The following is a 19,579-nucleotide window of genomic DNA, read 5'->3' as shown; positions in this document are numbered from 1 at the left end:
GCTCCTGCGGAAAGAGGGTCAGGCGTCGGTCAGGCGGAAAATCGGTTGCATCGGGGTCCACTTGGTGCCTTCCGGCGTCCACGGCGTGGCTTTCTGGAACGACCACATCAGGTCTTCCCAGGCGCGCAGGCGCGGATCGTCGCGCTCGGCGTCGGCCATGCGCGCGGCGTCGAACACCGCGTCGTCGGTGTCCATCACCATCACCATGCGCGTGCCCAGCCGGAAGATCTCCAGCTCGCGCACGCCCTGCGTGCGCAGGTGGGCCAGCACTTCCGGCCAGACCTGCCGGTGGTAGTGCTCGTAGGCGGCGATCAGATCCGGATCGTCGTGCAGATCGAGGGCCAGGCAATGGCGCATCGGGATTTCCTCAGGTCAGGGCGCGATCCAGATGGGTGTAGCCGCCATCCACGAACAGCCATTGGCCGGTGACGTGGGAGGCGCGCGCGGACAGCAGGAACACCGCGGTGTCGGCGATCTCGTCGGCGCGGGTCATGCGCCGTTCCAGCGGGATGCGGCGGGTGATATCGGCCAGCTTGGCATCCGGGTCGTCGAAGCCGGACAGCCAGCTCTGGTAGAGCGGGGTCATCACTTCCGCCGGCACCACCGCGTTCACCCGCACGCCGTCGGCGGCCAGCGAGGCGGCCCATTCGCGGGTCAGCGACAGCTGCGCGCCCTTGGAGGCGCAATAACCGCTGGTGCCGCCCTGGCCGGTAATCGCGGTCTTGGAGGAGACGTTGACGATGGCGCCGCGGCTGGCCTTCAGCGCGTCGACGCACAGGTGCGCCATCACGTAGTAGTGGATGAGATTGCGCTCCAGCGACTGCACGAACGCATCGCGACCGGCTTCCAGCCCGACGCCGTCGTTGACGCCGGCGTTGTTGACCAGGCCGTGCAATGCGCCGTTTTCGGCCAGCGTCGCGGCCACCGCGCGCTCGCAGGCGTCCGCGTCGGCTAGATCGAGTTGGTGGAAACGGAAGCGTGGTTGCGCCTGCCGCAATTCATCCTCGAATGCGGCGTCCAGCGGACTGCGCCCGAAGATCACCGGAATCGCGCCCTCGCGCGCCAGTGCGCGTGAAATCGCGCCACCGATGCCGGCGCCGCCGCCGGTCACGATCACCACCTTGTCCCGCAATTCCAGATCCATCACGACCCCCTCAGCCGTGTACGTCATAGCAGCGCAGGGCGGTCCCGCCCCACAACTGCGCCTGTTCGGTTTCCGACAATCGGCCCGCCCAGTCTCGCACCAGCGCCGCGACCGCGGCGTAGTCGGCGCGCAGCAGGCAGACCGGCCAGTCCGAGCCGAACATCAATCGATCCGCGCCGAACGCTTCCAGCGCGGCATCCAGGTGCCGGAGGATCGCATCGCGATCCAACCCGGCGCCGACCACTTCGGTCACCAGTCCCGACGCCTTGCACAGCACGTGCGGCTGCGCGGCCAGCGCATGCAGGTGCCGCCGCCAGTCGGCCTCGCCGTCGCCGCCGATGGCGGGCTTGCCGAGGTGATCCAGCACCAGCCAATGGCGATCGTGGCGCGCGCAGAAAGCCGGCACCTCGGCCAGCTGCGCCGGTCCACGCACCAGGATTTCGTAGACCAGGCCCTGCCGCTGCGCCGCCTCGACGCCACGCGCGAAGCGCGGGTCGGCCAGTGTCGCGGCCACGTCCGGGTCGTCCTGCAGCAGGTGGCGCACGCCGGCGAAGCGCGGATGCGCGCGCCAGTGCGCCAGCCGATCCTCCGCATGGGCGGCGAACAGATCCACCCAGCCGACCACCGCCGCGATGATGGCGTGCTGCTGCGCGAGGTCGAGCAGGAGAGTGTTCTCCACCTCGTCGGCGCGCGCCTGCACCGCGATGCACGCGTCCAGCGCGGCGGCTTGCAGCAAGGGCGCCAGATCTTCCGGCAACCGGTCGCGCCGCAGCACGTCCATGCCGTCGCCCATCCAGGGATAGTCCCGGGGCGCGTAGCGCCAGAAATGCTGGTGGGCGTCGACGCGGGCGATCACGGCGCGGCGTCCGCCCGCGGCGAAATCGACATCGCGTCGAAGCGCAGTTCCAGATCCTGCGCGGGGTAAGCGGGTGCGGCCAGTTCGATCGTCACCGGAGTCGCGCCCGCGTCAGCGGCAGGGATCGCGAACGGTCCGATGGCCTGCCCGCGCAACGTGGCCGCGTCCACCTCGCGTGCCTGTTCGCCGACACGGATGCGATAGCGCTGCGCCGATGCCGCCTGCACGCCCGAGAAACGCAGCCATGCGGCGGCTTGCGCCTGTTCGGGCCGCAGCATGGCGCGCAGCGATACATTGGTCGAGCGCTGGCTGCGATAGCCGCTGCCGAACGCGAAGCTGGTGCCGGGATGCCAGGACGAACGGGGCAGCGTCGCGATGCCGGAAGCGGGGACCGCGGCCGCATCGGCCGGCATGATCCGGAGCGCGCCTTGCAATTCAACACGCAGCACCGGAAGCACAGCGTCCGGTACCCCCGCGGGCAGATCGATCACCAGCGTATCGCCGTCGCGACGCCAGGCCAGCGGCGGCGCGGTGTCATTTCCATCGATGTGGATCCCGCGCGGATCATTGGCGAGGCCTTCGACGACGAGCTTGCCGCCGCGCCAGTCGCGCACGAACAGATAGAGCGCCTTGTCGTCCACCAGCGTGCTGCCCCAGGCCTGCGGCGGCAGCCCGCTGGGCCGCGCGGTCATCGCGAGATTGCCGTGGCGATGCAGCCACTGGCCGATGCCGCGCAGGACGTCGGCCTCGAACGGCACGATTGAGCCATCGCCCATCGGGCCGATGTTGAGCAGGTAGTTGCCGCCGGCGCTACGCGCCTGCACCAGGCCGTTGGCCAGCTCGCGCACCTTGCCCGGCAGATCGTCGCGCTGCTGCCAGCTCCGGTAGCCCCAGGTGGCGTGGTAGATGGACGCCGGCACTTCGAACGGCGGCTGCATCGACGGCGGTGGCGCCTCGTTGTCGCCGAGGGTGACGAAGTCGCCGACGTTGTTCCAGATGCGGCCATTGATGACCGCCGCCGGCTGCAGGCGATGGACGATGCCGGCGAACCTGCGGCTCTGCTCCGGCGTCGGCGTGGACATGTCGAACCACACCTCGGTGATCGGCCCGTAGTTCGTCATCAGCTCGGTGATCTGCTTTTCGATCAGCGGTTCCATCGACGCCGGAATCGGGTTGCCGTTGTCCGGGTCGAAGGGATGGCCGGCGTGCCAGTCCACCAGCGAGAAATACAGGCCCAGGCCGATGCCGCGCGCGCGGCAGGCCTCGGCGATCAGCTTGATCGGGTCCTTGCCGAACGGCGTGCGATCGACGATGTCGAAGTCGGTGCTCGCGGTATCGAACATCGCGAAGCCGTCGTGGTGCTTGCTGGTGACCACCACGTAGCGCGCGCCGGCGTCCTGGGCCAGTTTGCAGATCGCGCCGGCGTCGAACTTCGGCGCCGAAAAGCGTGCGGCGACCTTCGCGTAGTCGTCATGGGAAATATTGGCCCAGCTCTGGATCTGCTCCGAGTAACCGCGCGTCACCGGCTGGCCGTTCCACACGCCGCCCAGTTCGGAATACAGGCCCCAGTGCACGAACATGCCGTAGCCCTGTTCCTGCCAGTGGCGGATACGCGCGGCGGGATCGGCGGCCGGAAGCGTGGTGGCCGCGGCGGGCGTGCCGTCGTGTGCGGGCGGCGTGCTGGTCGGCCGCTGTTCGTCGCAGCCCGCCGCCAGCGACAGCGCGACGGACAGCAGCGCGGCAGGCAGGGCGGATCGGCGGCGCGCCGTGGCCCGCATCAGGGGCCACCGCCGGGCGCGGGATGCAGGTACTGGCGACGGCTGGCGTCCTTCATGGTGATGGAGAAGCCGGGCGCGGTCGGGGGCAGGTAGGCGGCGTCGCGGATCACGCAGGGGACCTGGAAGTGTTCGTGCAGGTGGTCGACGTATTCCACCACGCGACCCTCGCGGGTGCCGGCGATGCAGACGTAGTCGATCATCGCCAGATGTTGCACGTATTCGCACAGGCCCACACCTCCGGCGTGCGGGCACACCGGCAGGCCGTACTTGGCCGCCATCAGCAGGATCGCCAGCACCTCGTTGACCCCGCCCACGCGGCAAGCGTCGATCTGGACCACGTCGATGGCGCCGCCGGCGATGAACTGCTTGAACATGATCCGGTTCTGGCACATCTCGCCGGTGGCGACCTGCACCGGCGCGATGGCCTGGCGGATGTCGCGATGCCCGGCGATATCGTCGGGGCTGGTGGGCTCCTCGATGAACCACGGTTGGGCGAAGGCCAACTGTTTCACCCAGTCGATGGCCTGGCCGACTTCCCAGATCTGGTTGGCGTCGATCATCAGCCGGCGATCCGGTCCCAGCACCTCGCGGGCGATGGTCACCCGGCGGATGTCGTCCTGCAGATCCCGGCCGACCTTGAGTTTGACGTGGCGGAAGCCGGCGTCCACCGCTTCCTGGCATAGCCGGCGGAGCTTGTCGTCCGGATAGCCCAGCCAGCCGGCCGAGGTGGTGTAGCAGGGATAGCCCTCGCGTTCGAGGGTGGCGATGCGCCCGGCCTTGCCGGCTTCGCGATCGCGCAGCAGCGCCAGCGCTTCCTCCGGCGTGATGGCGTCGCTCAGGTAGCGGAAATCGACGCAGCGCACCAATTGTTCCGGGGTCATGTCGGCGACCAGCCGCCACACCGGCTTGCCCTCGGCCTTGGCCCACAGATCCCAGGCCGCGTTGACCACCGCGCCGGTGGCCAGGTGCATGGCGCCCTTGTCCGGGCCGATCCAGCGCAGCTGGCTGTCGGAGGTGACGTGGCGCCAGAAGCGGCCCATGTCCTGCGCGATCCAGTCCAGATCCAGCCCGACCACCAGATGCCGCATCGCCTCGATCGCGGCGCAGCAGATCTCGTTGCCGCGGCCGATGGTGAAGGTCAGGCCGTGGCCTTCCAGTCCGTCGCGCGTGGTTTCCAGCACCACGTAGGCGGCCGAATAGTCCGGATCCGGATTCATCGCATCCGAACCGTCCAGGTGCTGCGAGGTGGGGAAACGCAGATCCTCGACCCGCATCCCGCTGATGCGCACGCCGGCCAGCGCCGGCTGGGGAACGGCGTTCATGCCTGCACCACCTTCTGCCGCTGTTCGCCGAGGCCGTCGATGCCCAGCCGCATGACCTGGCCGGGCCGCAGGTACACCGGCGGTTTCTGGCCCAGGCCCACGCCCGGCGGCGTACCGGTGGAGATCACGTCGCCCGGTTGCAGGCTCATGAAACGGCTCAGGTAGCTGATGAGGAACGGCACCTGGAACACCATCGTGCGGGTGTTGCCGTCCTGGTAGCGGTGGCCGTCCACTTCCAGCCACAGGCCGAGCGCGTGCGGATCGGGAATCTCATCGGCGGTCACCAGCCAGGGACCGAGCGGGCCGAAGGTGTCGCAGCCCTTGCCCTTGTCCCAGGTGCCGGTGCCTTCCAGCTGGAACTCGCGCTCGGACACGTCGTTGATCACGCAGTAGCCGGCGACGTGCTCCATCGCGTCGGCTTCGGCGATGTAGCGGCCGCCGCGGCCGATCACCACGCCCAGTTCCACTTCCCAATCGGTCTTGCGCGAACCACGCGGAATCCGCACGTCGTCGTCGGGTCCGCAGATCGCGCTGGTCCATTTGTTGAAGATCACCGGCTCGGCGGGCACCTGCGCGCCGGTTTCGGCGGCGTGGTCGGAGTAGTTCAGGCCGATGCAGACGAACTTGCCGACCTGTCCCACGCAGGGGCCCAGGCGCGGCGCGCCATCCACCAACGGCAGCGTGGACACGTCCAGCGCGCGCAGGCGCTGCAGGCCTTCGGGAGTAATCGCTTCACCGGCGATGTCAGTGATGACCGCCGAGAGATCGCGGATGCGGCCTTCGTCGTCGAGCAGTCCGGGCTTTTCCGCGCCCGGTGCGCCATGGCGCAACAGTTTCATGAGGTTTCCTTCAGTTGATCCAGCCGCCGTCGATCACGTGCGTGGTGCCGGTGGTGAATGCGGATTCGTCGCTGGCCAGGTACACCGCCAGCGCGGCGATTTCCTCGGGGCGGCCCAGCCGGCCCATCGGTTGGCGGCCGACGAACGCGGCCTGCACGTCCTCGATGGAACTGCCCTGTTGCCGCGCCTGCTCGGCGATGCGCGCTTCCAGCGACGGCGAGCTGACCGTGCCCGGGCAGATCGCGTTGCAGCGCACGCCGCGGCCGACGAAATCGGCGGCCACCGCCTTGGTCAGGCCGATCACCGCGGCCTTGGTGGTGCCGTAGATGAAGCGGTTGGGTACGCCCTTGATGCTGGAGGCGACCGAGGCGACATTGATGATCGAGCCGCCGCCGCGTGCCAGCATGCCTGGCAGCAACCGGCGGATCAGGTGGTACATCGAGCCGACGTTGAGGCGCCAGGCGAGGTCCCAGTCCTCCTCGCCGGCTTCCAGGATGCTGCCGCTATGGACGAAGCCTGCGCAGTTGAACAGCACGTCCACCGCGTCGCCGGCACCCGCGTGGCGCTGCGCGAGGGCGGCGATCGCGGCGGTGTCGGTCACGTCCAGGCGCAGCGGGACAAGCGCCTCGCCGGCCTCGACCCGCAGCCGCTGCAAGGCCTCCTGGTCGATGTCGGCGGCGATCACCCGCGCGCCTTCGCGGATGAAGGCCAGCGCGGTGGCGCGGCCGATACCCTGGCCGGTCGCGGTGACCAGGGCGAGTTTGCCTTGCAGGCGCATGGGGGACTCCGGGCTAATGGCCTAGTGGTTGGACCAATGCTATCGTGAGATCTGAAACTTGCAACCCGGCATGGCAGAGGCGAGGTCCGATGATGGAACAGGTGAAGCGGAAAGGGGAGGCGGCCCGCGCCGTCGTGATGGGAAAGGCGACCGGGTTGGCGATCCTGTTGCTGGCCCTGGGCGCCTGCGGTGGCCCGGCAACTGACCCGGGCCAGGCGGCCACACCCGCCGAGGCCTTCGCCGCCGGGAGCCCGCCGCCGCTGATTCCCGCGCCCGCGCAGGCCACGCCCGGACAGGGCCGTTTCGTGGTGGCGGCCGACACGCCGGTCGTCGCCGCGGCGGCCGATCCCGCCGCACGGGCCGCCGCCGGCCAGTTCATCGCCATGCTGCGCGAAAGCACCGGCGTTTCCCTGCATCAGGTCGATTCGGCATCGGGGCCGGCCATCGTCTTCAGCAGCGACGCGAAGCTGGACACCCGTGCGGAAGGCTATGCGCTGGACGTGGCCGCCGACGGCATCCGCGTCCATGCCCGCGATGGCGCCGGCCTGTTCTACGGCGGCGTCAGCCTGTGGCAACTGCTGACCACCGCCGACACCCTGCCGATCAGCGTGCCGGCGGTTCGCATCGCCGACGCGCCGCGCTTCGGCTGGCGCGGCTTCATGCTCGACTCGGCCCGGCACATCCAGAGCGTGGACGGGATCAAGCGCCTGCTGGACCAGATGGCGCGGCACAAGTTGAACGTCTTCCACTGGCACCTGACCGACGACCAGGGCTGGCGCCTGGAGATCAAGCGCTATCCGAAACTCACCGAAGTCGGTGCGTGGCGCATTCCCGCCGGCAAGGCCGGGCAGGGCGCCGACGGCAAGCCGGTGCGCTACGGCGGTTTCTATACCCAGGCCGAAGCCCGCGAGATCGTCGAGTACGCGCGCCAGCGCCACATCACCGTGGTGCCGGAAATCGAGATGCCCGGCCACGCGCAATCCGCCATCGCGGCATACCCCGAGTTCGGAGCCACCGGCAAGGCGCCGCCGGTTTCACCGGACTGGGGCGTGAACACCTGGCTGTATGGCGTGGAGGATCCGACCTTCAAGTTCCTGGAGGACGTGCTGACCGAGGTGATGGACATCTTCCCCGGCCAATACATCCACATCGGCGGCGACGAGGCGGACAAGTACCAGTGGCGCAACTCGCCGTCGATCCAGGCGCGCCGCAAGGCGCTCGGCCTGACCGACGACATGCAACTGCAGAGCTGGTTCATCAAGCGCATCGAAACCTTCCTGGTCGCGCACGATCGCCGCCTGATTGGCTGGGACGAAATCCTCGAAGGCGGCCTGCCCCCGGAAGCGACGGTGATGTCCTGGCGCGGCATGGAAGGCGCGGTGGAGGCCGCGCGGCAGGGGCACGACGTGGTGCTGAGCCCGAGCAACGTCACCTACATCAACCGCATGCAGTCCGACGAGTCCGACGAACCGCCGGGCCACGACTACACCACGACGTTGCGCAAGGTGTACGACTTCGAACCGGTGCCGCCCGAACTGGATGCCGATCAGGCCAGGCATGTGCTCGGCACCCAGGCCAACCTGTGGACCGAGCACGTGCGCACCGAGCCGCGGGTGGAACACATGGCGTTCCCGCGCCTGTCGGCGTTGGCCGAGATTGCCTGGTCGCCCAAGGCCACGCGTGACTGGGAAGGCTTCCTGCAACGGCTGGCGCCGCAGATGCGGCGCTTCCAGCGTTCCGGCATCCGCGCCGCCGACAGCGCGTTCGCCGCGCGCATCCGCGCGCGGGCCGAGGGCGAACGCGCGCAGGTGACCCTGCTCAACCAGACCGGCTTCGGTGAACTGCGCTACACCACCGACGGCAGCGAACCGACGGCGCAGTCGCCTCGCTACCAGCAGGCATTGCAGGTGACGTTGCCGACCACGGTGAAGGCCAATGCCTTCTTCCAGGGCAAGCCGTTGGCCGCGCCGCGCGAGCTGCGTATCGACGCGCTCGCGCTGCGCACCCGCGAGGCCGAGTACCTGGATGCCTGCCGCAAGGACAGCTACGTGCTGCGACTGGAGGACGACGAACCGCGCGAAGGCGAACGCGCGGTGGTGCCGGTCGACATCGGCACGCCGTGCTGGCAGTGGAAGCAGGCGCCGCTGGACGGCGTCACCACCCTGCGCGCCGAAGTGTTGGACCTGCCGTACAACTTCCAGTTCGGCGGTGATTCGGTCGGCGTCGAACCGCCGCCGGCCGGGCCGGTGGATCTGCAGGTGCGCGTTGGCGGCTGCGAAGGCAAGCCGGTGGCGGAAGCGCGGGTCGAAGTGGGCGCCGACGCGGTGAAGCGGGTCGACGTGGCCCTGCCTTCGCTGCGAGGCGCGCAGGATCTGTGCCTAAAGTTCACCGGCGATCACCGGCGCGTGCTGTGGGCCATCGATCGGATCCAGCTGCTGACGGCGGCGGAGCCGCGCTGATGCGCGCGCCGGCAACGCTGGCCGTGCTGATGGCGGCGGGATTCACCGCCGCCACGCCCGCGACCAATCCGGCGGGCGAACCGGCGCCGGCCTTCGCGCCGACCCCGGGGATCTACCACGACGGCTGGATCGACCTGGACAAGAACGGCCGCAAGGACGTCTACGAGGACGCCCGCGCGCCGATCGACGCGCGGGTGGAGGATCTGCTGGCGCGGATGAGCATGGAGGAAAAGACCGTACAGCTGGCGACGCTGTACGGCTACGGCCGGGTGCTGAAGGATCCGCTGCCCACCGCGCAATGGAAGGCGGCGCTGTGGAAGGACGGCATCGGCAACATCGACGAGATGCACAACGGCTGGGGCGATGGCCGCAGGAGCGCGTACGCCACCGACCTGCGCCGGCACGTGTGGGCGATGAACGAGGTGCAGCGGTTCTTCGTCGAACAGACCCGGCTCGGCATCCCGGTCGATTTCACCAACGAAGGCATCCGTGGCGTCGAGGCGCGTGGAGCGACCAGTTTCCCCAGCCAGTTGGGCATTGGCCACACCTGGAACCGCGCGCTGGTGCGCCGGATGGGCCGCATCACCGGCATCGAGGCGCGCGCGCTGGGTTACACCAATGTATACGCGCCGATCCTGGACGTCGCGCGTGATCAGCGCTGGGGCCGGATGGAGGAAGTCTACGGCGAGGATCCGTATCTGGTCTCGCGCCTGGGCGTGGAAATGGTGAAGGGGCTGCAACAGGACTTCACCGTGGCCGCCACCGCCAAGCACTTCGCCGTCTACAGCGCCAACAAGGGGGCACGCGAGGGCATGGCCCGCACCGATCCGCAGGTGGCGCCGCGCGAGGTCGAGGAAATCTTCCTGCCGCCGTTCGCCGCCGCGATCCGCGAGGCCGGCCTGCTGGGCGTGATGAGTTCCTACAACGACTACGACGGCGTGCCGGTCACCGGCAGCCACTATTGGCTGACCGAGCGCCTGCGCGGCGATTTTGGCTTCCGCGGGTACGTCGTCTCCGACAGCGAGGCGGTCGAATTCCTGCACACCAAGCACGGCGTGGCCGCCGACGCCAAGGACGCGGTGCGGCAGGCGGCCGAGGCCGGCCTGAACATCCGCACCAACTTCACCCCGCCGGAGGACTACGTGCTGCCGATGCGCGCGGCGCTGGCCGACGGTTCGCTGGCGATCGCGACGGTGGATGATCGCGTGCGCGACGTGTTGCGGGTGAAGTTCATCCTCGGGCTGTTCGACCGTCCCTACGTGGACGACGCCCAAGCCAGTGCGCGCCTCGTGAATTCGGAAGAACACCGCGAAGTCGCCCTGCAGGCGGCGCGCGAGAGCCTGGTGCTGCTGAAGAACGCGGATGCCGCGCTGCCGCTGCGCAAGGATCTGAAGACGGTCGCGGTCATTGGCCCCAATGCCGATGACGGTCGTTATTCACACCGCCACTATGGCCCTTCCGGCGGCCACGTGGTGACTGTGCTGGAGGGCCTGCGCGCGAAACTGGGGCCACGCGCCGAGGTGCGCCATGCCAAGGGCGTGGAGATTGCCGGCGACAACTGGCCGGCCATCGAGATCCTGCCCGAACCGCTGAGTGCCATCGAGCAGGCCGGCATCGACGAGGCCGTGCGCGCGGCCACCGGCGCCGACGTGGCGGTCGTCGTGCTGGGCGATGGCGATCGCACCGTCGGCGAAAGCCTGAGTCGCACCAGTCTGGATCTACCGGGCAGGCAGCTGGAACTGCTGCGCGCCGTGCATGCCACCGGCACGCCGGTGGTGCTGGTGCTGATCAATGGCCGGCCGATGAGCATCAACTGGGCCGATGCGCACGTGCCGGCGATCCTGGAAGCCTGGTTTCCCGGCGATCAGGGCGGCACCGCCATCGCCGATGCGCTATTCGGCGACTACAACCCGGGCGGCAAGCTGACCGTCACCTTCCCGAAGAGCGCCGGGCAGATTCCGTTCAATTTCCCGACCAAGCCCAATGCGCAGTGGGAAGGGGAGAAATCACGCGTCAACGGCGCGCTGTACACGTTCGGCCACGGTTTGAGTTACACCACCTTCGACTATGCCAACCTGCGCGTCGCGCCAAGGCGCATACCCGCGAATGGCAGCGTCGAGGTGAGCGTGGACGTACGCAACACCGGCCGTGTCGCCGGCGACGAGGTGGTCCAGATCTACACCCGCGACCTGGTCGGTTCGGTGACCACCTACGAGAAGAACCTGCGCGGGTTCGAGCGCATCCACCTGGCGCCGGGCCAGACCCGCACGGTGCGATTCCGCCTGACGCCGGAGGATCTGGCGTTGTGGGACCGGCGGATGCGGCGGATGGTCGAGCCGGGGATGTTCCGGGTGATGATCGGGGCGGGTTCGGAAGACATCCGCCAGCAGGGCGAGTTCGAGGTACAACCATGACCGCGACGCATCGTGGCGATGCGCGCGAAGGAGCAATCGGATGACGATGCAATGGCCGCGCTGGACGCGGCGGGGTTTCCTGGGCGCCGGCGCGGCCGGCATGGCCGGCGCGCTGGTGCCGCTGGCGGCGGCCGGCGCGGCCACATCGGCGCGGTCCGCAGCGGTCATCGTGGATGCGGCGCCGCGCCCGCGCCCCAGCGCCGCGCAACTGGCCTGGCAGCGCGAGGAATTGTCGATGTTCGTGCATTTCACGGTGAACACCTTCACCGGGCGCGAATGGGGCGACGGCAGCGAAAGTCCGGCCATCTTCGACCCGAAGGCGCTCGACGCGCGCCAGTGGGCGCGCACCGCCAAGGCCAGCGGCTTCCGCAGCATGATCCTCACCGCCAAGCATCACGACGGCTTCTGCCTGTGGCCGACGAAGACCACCACGCATTCGGTCGCCAGCAGTCCCTGGCGCGGCGGCAAGGGCGATCTGGTACGTGAATTCACCGATGCCTGCCGCGCGGAAGGACTCGGCGTCGGCTTCTACCTGTCGCCGTGGGATCGCAACGCGCGCGTGTACGGCGAGGGCAAGGCCTACGACGATTTCTACATCCAGCAGCTGACCGAACTGCTGATCGGCTACGGTCCGGTGGTCGAGGTCTGGTTCGACGGCGCCAATGGCGAAGGCCCCAGCGGCAAGCGCCAGCAGTACGACTGGGCGCGCATCCACCGCACCGTGCGCGAACTGCAGCCGCAGGCGGTGATGTTCTCCGACGCCGGCCCCGACGTGCGCTGGATCGGCAACGAGACCGGCAGCGCCGGCAGCACCTGCTGGGCCAGCGTCGATCCGGCGCGGGTGCCGCGTCCCGGCGCCGATGATCCGTGGACCGGCGAAGCCTTGCAGCAGGGCGATCCTTATGGCGCGGTCTGGCGTCCCGGCGAAACCGACGTATCGATCCGGCCCGGCTGGTTCTGGCATGCGGATCAGGACGCGAAGGTGCGCACGCCGCAGAACCTGATGAACCTGTACTTCACCTCGGTGGGCCGCAACAGCAAGCTGCTGCTGAACGTGCCGCCGACACCCGATGGCCTGTTCCACGACAACGACGTGCGCGCGCTGCAAGGCTTCGCACGCCTGCGCGAGGCGCTGCTGGCGAAGGATCTGGCGCGTGGCGCGAGCGCGAAGGCGAGCATGGGGGACGGCGCGGCGCGGGTCGTGGATGGTGATGCGGACAGCTTCTGGACACCGGGCGGCGACGCGCGCGAAGGCTGGCTGGAACTGTCGCTGCCGCCCGATGCGGAGTTCGACGTGATCCGGCTGGAGGAAGCCATCGCGCATGGCCAGCACGTCTCCAACTACCGCATCGACGTCTGGCGCGACGACGCCTGGCAGCCGTTGACCTGGGGCACGACGATCGGCCACTGCAAGCTGGACCGGGTGCCCTCGACGCGCACCGGGCGGTTGCGCCTGGTCATCGAGCACGCCTACGCGGCGCCGCGCATCGTACGCATCGGGCTGCACCGCAGCGCCGACGCCGCCTGGGACCGCCCCGACTATCACGGGGACTGAAAGGGGGGCGCGTCGTCCGGGGTGCCCGGCGCCGCGGTACCTGAAAAGAGGAGGGGCGCCGAGGCGCCCCATTTCTTTCTTGCCGCCGTCAGCGCATCCGCCCCGTCGCCCCCGGCAGGCGGATCGCCCAGGCCGGTGAGCCGGCGGTGGCTTCGCGCGCCGCTTCGGGAATCAACGCGATGGTCCGTTCACCCTCGCGGCGCCACTCCAGTTGCACATCGCTTCCCAGCACGGCCAGCCGGCTGCCCGCGCGCGGTGACGGACCGGGGATTTCCAACTGCGCCGGCAACCGCTGTTCGTCGGCGTCGGGCAGGTAGATGGCGTACACGTCGCCATTCTTCATCCGGGTGTAGCGGAATTTGCCGTCGCGGTACGGCGCCACCGCGCGGCTGGCGTAGATGGCGCCGCCGTTGGTCTTCATCCACGCGCCGATTTCGCGCAGCCGGCTCACCGCCTCGGCCGGCAACTGTCCGTCCGGCTGCGGCCCCACGTTGAGCAGGTAGTTGCCGCCTTTGGCGACCACGTCCACCAGCATCTGCACCACCGTGCGCGTGCTCTTGTATTTGTCGTTGGGCGAATAGCTCCAGGAATCGCCCAGGGTCATGCAGGTTTCCCACGGATACGGCAACGGTTCGTCGGGAATCTTCTGCTCCGGTGTGCGGTAGTTCTCGTAGCGGCCACCGACCGCGCGATCGACGACGATCAGGCCCGGCTGGTTGCGCCGTGCCATCGCCGCCAGCCCCGGCATGTCGATGTCCTGCGGCCACGGCACGCCGGCCAGTCCCTGCGCGACGTCTTCCAGGGTATCGCCCGGACGCACCCAGCCGCCGTCCAGCCACAGGATGTCCACGCGCCCGTAGTCGCGGGTGAGTTCACCAATCTGCGCGTGGGTGAAGTCGACGAACCGTCGCCAGCGCTCGGGATACTTGCGGGTGTCGTAGTTGACGTGGCGGTTGGGGGTGGCGAAGCGCGGCCACCAGTAGTCGTCGCTGTGCCAGTCCGGCTTGGAGAAATAGGCGCCGATGCCGAAACCCTTCGCGCGGAACGCGTCGAACACCGCGCGGGTGATGTCGGCGCGCGGATTGTCATGGAAGGGCACGTTCGGCGCGGTGATCCGGTAGTCGGTCTGGCGGGTGTCGAACATCGAGAAGCCGTCGTGGTGCTTGGTGGTGAACACCACGTACTTGGTGCCGGCCTCGCGCGCGACCTCCGCCCAGGCCGCCGGATCGAAACGCACCGGATTGAAGGTGTCGGGCAGCGCCTCGTATTGCTTCACGTAATCGACATAGGCCACGCCCTCCGGGCGCTGGCACCAGCCCACGTCCTCGGAACAGATCGACCACGACTCGACCACGCCCCACTGGCTGTACGGGCCCCAGTGCATCATGAAACCGAACTTCCAGTCCTGCCATTGGTCCAGCTTGCGCACCACCAGCGGATCGGTTTCGGCGACGTATTCACCGCGGCTGTCGGCGCGCGCGGCGGAAGGGGCGTGCAGGGCGATCGCGCCCAGCAGCGCCAGCGACAACAGGCGATGCAGTTTCATCCGTTGCTCTCGATGGGTTTGGATTCTTCGCGGTAGAGCTTCACCGGCGCCTCCAGTTCCAGCGCGATCACGGTGAGATCAGGATCCAGCGCCGCCTTCGGCACGCTCAGGAACAGCAGGCCGGGGTGCTTGGACCAGTCGTACTTGCCCAGCACCCGCGCCTGCACCGGCTGGTCGCCGCCGACCACGCGCGCGCGCAGTACCTTGCTGTCGAAACCCTTCACCAGCAAATCGCCGTTGGGCGTTCCGTCCAGGAACAGGTAGACGGTGCGGCCATCCTTCGACACCGTGCTCGGGCCGGCGTAATGATCCAGGCCGATACCCGCGGTGGTGCCATAGATGGCCTCGCTGTGCTTGCCGGTCCAGCGGCCCAGCTTTTCCAGGATCTCCAGCTGGCGCGGATCGATGCTGCCGTCGGCCTTCGGCCCGATGTCCAGCAGCAGGTTGCCGCCCATCGACAGGGTCTGGCTGAAGACCTGGATGATCTGGTGCGGACTCTTGTACTCGGTGTCGCGCGGCTGGTAGCCCCACGACCGGTTCATCGTCAGGCACAGTTCCCAATACGTCTGCGCCGGCTTGACCACCGGCACGCCCAGTTCGGGTGTCGCATAGTCGCCGTATTCGTTCAGGCGCGAATTGATGATCAGCCCGGGATTGCGCGCGCGCATGTCGGTGCGCAGCTTGGCCGACTGCCATTCGCCCGCGTTGTGCTCCCAGTCGCCGTCGAACCAGATCAAATCAGGCCGGTAGCGCTGCTGCAGATCCGCGATCTGGCCCTGGTAGTAATCCAGGAAGCGCTGCCAGCGCTGCGGCTCGGCGGCGAGGCTATAGCGCTTCTGCTTGCGGGTGAACACGTCGTAGTCCGGGTACGACCAGTCCGGCAGCGAGTAGTACAGGCCCACCTTCAGGTCGGCGGCGCGCAGTGCATCGGCGAACGGGCCGACCAGATCGCGTCCGGCCGGCGTATCGCGCACCACGTTGAGCCCCTGCTTCGAATCCCACAGCGCCACGCCGTCGTGATGCCGCGTGGTCAGCACCGCATAGCGAGCGCCGCTCTGGCGGAACAGCCGCGCCCACGCCTGCGGGTCGTAGGCGCTGGCGGTGAAGCCGCGCAACTGCTTCAGATAATCGGCATGCGACATCTTGCCGTTGAAGAACGACCAGGATTCGTCCACGCCATCCACCGCGTAGATGCCCCAGTGGATGAAGATGCCCAGCTTGGCGTCGGCGAACCACTGCATGCGCTGGGCATGCTGCGCATCGGTTTCGCCGTGGAGGGAGGTCGGCGCGGGGGACTCATCGGCAAGCGGTGCAGCGGCCAGGGAGGCGCCGGTTCCGCCAAGCAGGCCGAGCAGGGAAAGGAGCAGGGGAAGGCGTGCCGGGCGTCGAACGCGCATGCGGAAATCCGTTTGGTTCAAAGGCTGGACCAATCGTAATCACATTGCGTGCACACGCAAGCCCGCTATTCAGTGATCCGCGGGAGCAAACAGTGACTGCCCGGAGTGCGGATAACCGCTGCCGGGGGTGGGCTGTATGGCGTGGGAAATCCCTTTTGACGGCAGGGAAAGGCGCCTGGCTGCACATCCAAGCGTAACCGTGATGACAGTCCGGCACCGAAATCGATTTCAGGGAATTGAATCGGTACAAAAAGAGAACTACATCACATTTTTACGCATTTCTTACCGCTATGTTTGCCGGGAGCGCAGGAGCTAGGGACTCGTGCGCGCCGATAGGCTGGACCTTTAAACCAATGTTTTTCCTGGGAGGGAAGTAATGAACCGCTTGTATTCGAACCGCCGCACCGTTCTGGCGGCCGCCATGGCGCTGGCATTGAGTTGTCCCCTGGCCGCGATGGCGCAGGAAGAACAGACCGCGCAGCAGACCCAGTCCGATGAAAGCCAAGCGAACGACGGCAAGGCGAAGAATCTCGACACGGTCACCGTGACCGGCTCACGCATCAAGCGCTCCGGAATCGAAGGTCCGGCGCCGGTGACCGTGATCACTTCCGAGCAGATGAAGCGGGAAGGCTTCGCCACCGTTTACGACGCCCTGACCACCATCACCGAAGCGATCGGCAACGTCGAACAGGATTACAACTGGGGTTCCACCACGGTCAACGCGAGCCCGCTCAACCTGCGCAACCTTGGTCCCGGCCGCAGCCTGTTGCTGATCAACGGCCGTCGCGTCGCCGATTATCCGCTGCCCTACCAGGGCAAGAGCAATTTCTCCAACTTCAACAACATCCCGTCCGGCATCGTCGAGCGCATCGAAGTGCTGTCGGGAAGCGCCTCGGCCATCTACGGCTCCGACGCGATGGGCGGCGTGATCAACGTCATCCTCAAGAGCAACGTGGAAGGGCATACCGTCCGCGCCAAGTACGGTGAAGCCACCCGCGGTGGCCGCGCGAACACCGATCTCGTGTTGTCCGGCGGCTTCAGCGGGGACAAGTGGAGCCTGGTCTACAACGCACAGCATTTCGAGCGTGGCGTGTTGCTGGCCAGGCAGCGCCCGTTCATGGATTCCGAGGATGACAAGGATTACGCAACGTGGGGGCCGGCCGAGCGCGCGCTGAACACCGCCAAGCTGTTCCCGTTCACCGGCAACCGCATGCACGACGGCACCAGCACCAACATTCCCGGTGTCGGCAGCGTTCCCAACTACATCGCGCCGCCACCGGGCGCCTGCGACCAGTACGGCAGCACGATGTACCAGTTCACCATCCGTGGTTATGACCGCAACACCGGTGCGATCACCAACGGGCCGACCGTCTGCGCGCAACGCGTATTCGCGAACTGGACGCTGCGCAGTGGCAGCAAGGACGATTCGCTATACCTGTACGGTACCTATGATTTCACCGATGACCTGCAGGGCTGGGCCAGCCTGGGGGCATGGCGCACGACCGGCGAATCCAGCAGCTTCCTTTACAGTTTCGGCAGCGGCAACTACTGGGATCCGACCGTCAACAACGGTGCCGGCGGCCGTCGCAACTTCCTCAAGCGCTTCACGCCGCAGGATGCGGGCGGGGATGCCGCCTTCCTGACCCAGTCCAAGGAACTGGCGGTTGATTTCAGCGCCGGTATCAAGGGAACGCTGGGAGACGGCCGCTTCGACTGGGAAGCGTCGATTGGCCGCGCCGAGTATGAGGTCAAGGAACAGTTCCCGGCCTTCAGCCAGAGCGAGATGCGCGACTTCTTCCTGGGACCACAGCAGGGCACCGCGGCGAACGGCGATCCGATCTTCACCCCGGACTACAACAAGTTCTGGAACCCCCTGGGCGCGGATCAGTTCAATTCCATTGCCCATCGCGGACAGAAAAAGGCCGAATCCTGGCTCACCCAGGCGCAGTTCATCCTGTCCGGCGACCTGTTCGAGGGCTGGGCTGGCCCGATCGGATTTGCCGGCGTGGTGGAAGCGGCCCGCCAGGGCTACCGGCTGACCCCCGAACCGAAGACGCTGACCGGCGAATGGTCGACCCCCTTCGGCAACATCGAGCAGGGCGGCGGCGACCGCAATCGCTACGCGGCCGGCGTGGAATTCCACGTACCGCTGCTGGAAACGCTGTCGGCCAACCTGGCGACCCGTTACGACAAGTACGATGCGGTGCGCAGTGGTGCCGAGACCACCTACCAATTGGGCCTGGAATGGCGCCCAATCGACACGCTGCTGGTACGCGGAACCTATGGCACTGCGTTCCGCGCGCCGGACATGCACTTCGTCTATGCCAAGGCCAGCTCGGGCATCGAGGACAACACGGACTACGTGGCCTGCGCCCTGGACCCCAACCGTCCGTCCGGCCAGTGCCCGCGTGACCAGTACAAGATCGAAGACTCGGTGATCAACCGCGGCGGCACTCCGGATCTGGAGTACGAATCCGGTACCTCGTACACGGCTGGCTTCGTCTGGGACGCATTCACCAATTTCTCGATCAGCGCCGACTACTGGAGCGTGAAGATCGAGGACATCATCGACACCATCGACGTGGACGAGTTGCTGAAGACGGAGGCCTACTGCACCCAGGGAGGCTTCACCCCGGACAACAAACCGCTGTCGTCACCGCCAACCGCCTCGTGGTGCGCTGAGGCGATCCGCCGCATCCATCGTACACCGGGCGTGCCGGCCACCACGGCGGGCTCGGTCACCATCGACATCAACCCGATCAACCGTGCCGAGACCGAAGTGGATGGTGTGGACGTGAGCGCCCGCTACCGCATGCCGGACACGGCGATTGGCAGCCTGAGCTTCAATCTGAACTACACCAACATGCTGAGCTTCAAGTCGCGGCGTACCGTGACCGATGAACTGCGTGATACGCGTGCCACGGAGAATCCGCGCACGAAGATTACCGCCAGCGTCAACTGGAGCTGGGAAAAGTGGAACGCCACATTGATGATGTACCAGAAGTCCGGTGGTCGCGATAACCGCTGGGGCGGCTGCATGCCGCTGGCCGATGGCTACAGCGATCTGTCCTACGTTGATGACTACACCTGCCAGGACACGACGGTGGGTAGCCCCACCTTCGGCCAGACTTCGCCCCGCCACTATGATCGCCGCGCACCTCGCCGTTACTTCAACGGCAGCGTGGGCTACCAGATCAACGACGTCCTGAAAGTGAACCTGTACGCCAGCAACCTCTTCGACAAGATCTATGGCGACAAGTGGTGCGGCGACTTCGCCTACTGCGTCGATGATCCGGTCGGCCGCGAAGTGGCGGCGGAGATCGTCTACAACTTCAAGTAACCGCTGTATCGCATCGTCTCTCCCGATGCGACTGGGCCCGGCGAAAGCCGGGCCTTTTTTTGGGCGGAAATGAGAATGCAATGGAAATGCAGCAGCTTGATTGCGAGTCTAAGTAGTTGTACCGATTGGTACGCCCCCGATTCCGTAGACA

13 protein-coding genes are annotated in these 19,579 nt (G+C 67.4%); 4 read left to right on the top strand and 9 right to left on the bottom strand.

Translation table 11 applies throughout. The features are described from left to right. Nucleotides 1-18: 18 nt before the first annotated feature. Genes IQ458_RS02735 through IQ458_RS02705 form a run of 7 tightly spaced genes read right to left on the bottom strand, consistent with a single transcriptional unit; the run spans nt 19 to nt 6,717 of the window. Nucleotides 19-357, bottom strand: coding sequence for an L-rhamnose mutarotase (locus IQ458_RS02735; protein ID WP_183640893.1), 339 nt, complete (start codon nt 355-357; stop codon nt 19-21). Between the two features lie 10 nt (nt 358-367). Continuing rightward, a complete protein-coding gene (locus IQ458_RS02730; protein ID WP_183640896.1) occupies nt 368-1,144 on the bottom strand; it encodes an SDR family oxidoreductase in 777 nt (258 codons plus the stop codon). A gap of 10 nt (nt 1,145-1,154) precedes the next feature. Further along, complete coding sequence (locus IQ458_RS02725; protein ID WP_203321843.1) at nt 1,155-2,000, bottom strand: L-fucono-1,5-lactonase; 846 nt, start codon at nt 1,998-2,000, stop codon at nt 1,155-1,157. Then, complete coding sequence (locus IQ458_RS02720) at nt 1,997-3,778, bottom strand: alpha-L-fucosidase (protein ID WP_203321842.1); 1,782 nt, start codon at nt 3,776-3,778, stop codon at nt 1,997-1,999. The genes IQ458_RS02725 and IQ458_RS02720 overlap by 4 nt, the downstream gene beginning before the upstream one ends. Further along, nucleotides 3,778-5,100, bottom strand: a complete 1,323-nt coding sequence (locus IQ458_RS02715; RefSeq protein WP_425504624.1) for an L-fuconate dehydratase — start codon at nt 5,098-5,100, stop codon at nt 3,778-3,780. Before IQ458_RS02715 ends, IQ458_RS02720 begins: the two co-directional genes overlap by 1 nt. Next, nucleotides 5,097-5,939 (bottom strand): fumarylacetoacetate hydrolase family protein, encoded by an 843-nt coding sequence (locus IQ458_RS02710; protein WP_203321841.1) that lies wholly within the window; start codon nt 5,937-5,939, stop codon nt 5,097-5,099. The genes IQ458_RS02715 and IQ458_RS02710 overlap by 4 nt, the downstream gene beginning before the upstream one ends. Before the next feature lie 10 nt (nt 5,940-5,949). Then, complete coding sequence (locus IQ458_RS02705; RefSeq protein ID WP_203321840.1) at nt 5,950-6,717, bottom strand: SDR family oxidoreductase; 768 nt, start codon at nt 6,715-6,717, stop codon at nt 5,950-5,952. 101 nt (nt 6,718-6,818) lie between these two features. Here IQ458_RS02705 and IQ458_RS02700 point away from each other — a divergent pair, with 101 nt between their 5' ends. From IQ458_RS02700 to IQ458_RS02690, 3 genes are read left to right on the top strand one after another with little or no spacing between them, the layout of a single operon-like run. After that, on the top strand, nt 6,819-9,176 hold the full coding sequence (locus IQ458_RS02700) for a beta-N-acetylhexosaminidase (RefSeq protein WP_328805053.1): 2,358 nt from the start codon (nt 6,819-6,821) through the stop codon (nt 9,174-9,176). Beyond that, a complete protein-coding gene (locus tag IQ458_RS02695; protein WP_203321839.1) occupies nt 9,176-11,590 on the top strand; it encodes a glycoside hydrolase family 3 N-terminal domain-containing protein in 2,415 nt (804 codons plus the stop codon). The genes IQ458_RS02700 and IQ458_RS02695 overlap by 1 nt, the downstream gene beginning before the upstream one ends. A 40-nt stretch (nt 11,591-11,630) precedes the next feature. After that, a complete protein-coding gene (locus IQ458_RS02690) occupies nt 11,631-13,145 on the top strand; it encodes an alpha-L-fucosidase (protein ID WP_235996599.1) in 1,515 nt (504 codons plus the stop codon). Between the two features lie 88 nt (nt 13,146-13,233). On the opposite strand, the gene IQ458_RS02685 is transcribed toward IQ458_RS02690, so the two are convergent. Together IQ458_RS02685 and IQ458_RS02680 are read right to left on the bottom strand one after the other, a co-directional pair. Next, nucleotides 13,234-14,691 (bottom strand): alpha-L-fucosidase, encoded by a 1,458-nt coding sequence (locus IQ458_RS02685; protein WP_203321838.1) that lies wholly within the window; start codon nt 14,689-14,691, stop codon nt 13,234-13,236. Further along, the gene (locus IQ458_RS02680) at nt 14,688-16,088 is read right to left on the bottom strand and encodes an alpha-L-fucosidase (RefSeq protein ID WP_203321837.1); all 1,401 of its coding nucleotides are present in this window, start codon (nt 16,086-16,088) and stop codon (nt 14,688-14,690) included. The genes IQ458_RS02685 and IQ458_RS02680 overlap by 4 nt, the downstream gene beginning before the upstream one ends. 454 nt (nt 16,089-16,542) lie before the next feature. Between IQ458_RS02680 and IQ458_RS02675 the strand changes: the two genes are divergently transcribed. Continuing rightward, entirely contained in the window at nt 16,543-19,428 is a 2,886-nt protein-coding gene (locus IQ458_RS02675; RefSeq protein WP_425504628.1) for a TonB-dependent receptor plug domain-containing protein, read from the top strand. Nucleotides 19,429-19,579: the final 151 nt, after the last annotated feature.

The sequence above is a fragment of the Pseudoxanthomonas beigongshangi genome, assembly GCF_016820515.1.
Taxonomy (GTDB): domain Bacteria; phylum Pseudomonadota; class Gammaproteobacteria; order Xanthomonadales; family Xanthomonadaceae; genus Pseudoxanthomonas_A; species Pseudoxanthomonas_A beigongshangi.
Note: the sequence above shows the minus strand (reverse complement) of the source record. Positions and strands in the feature narration are given on the sequence as shown.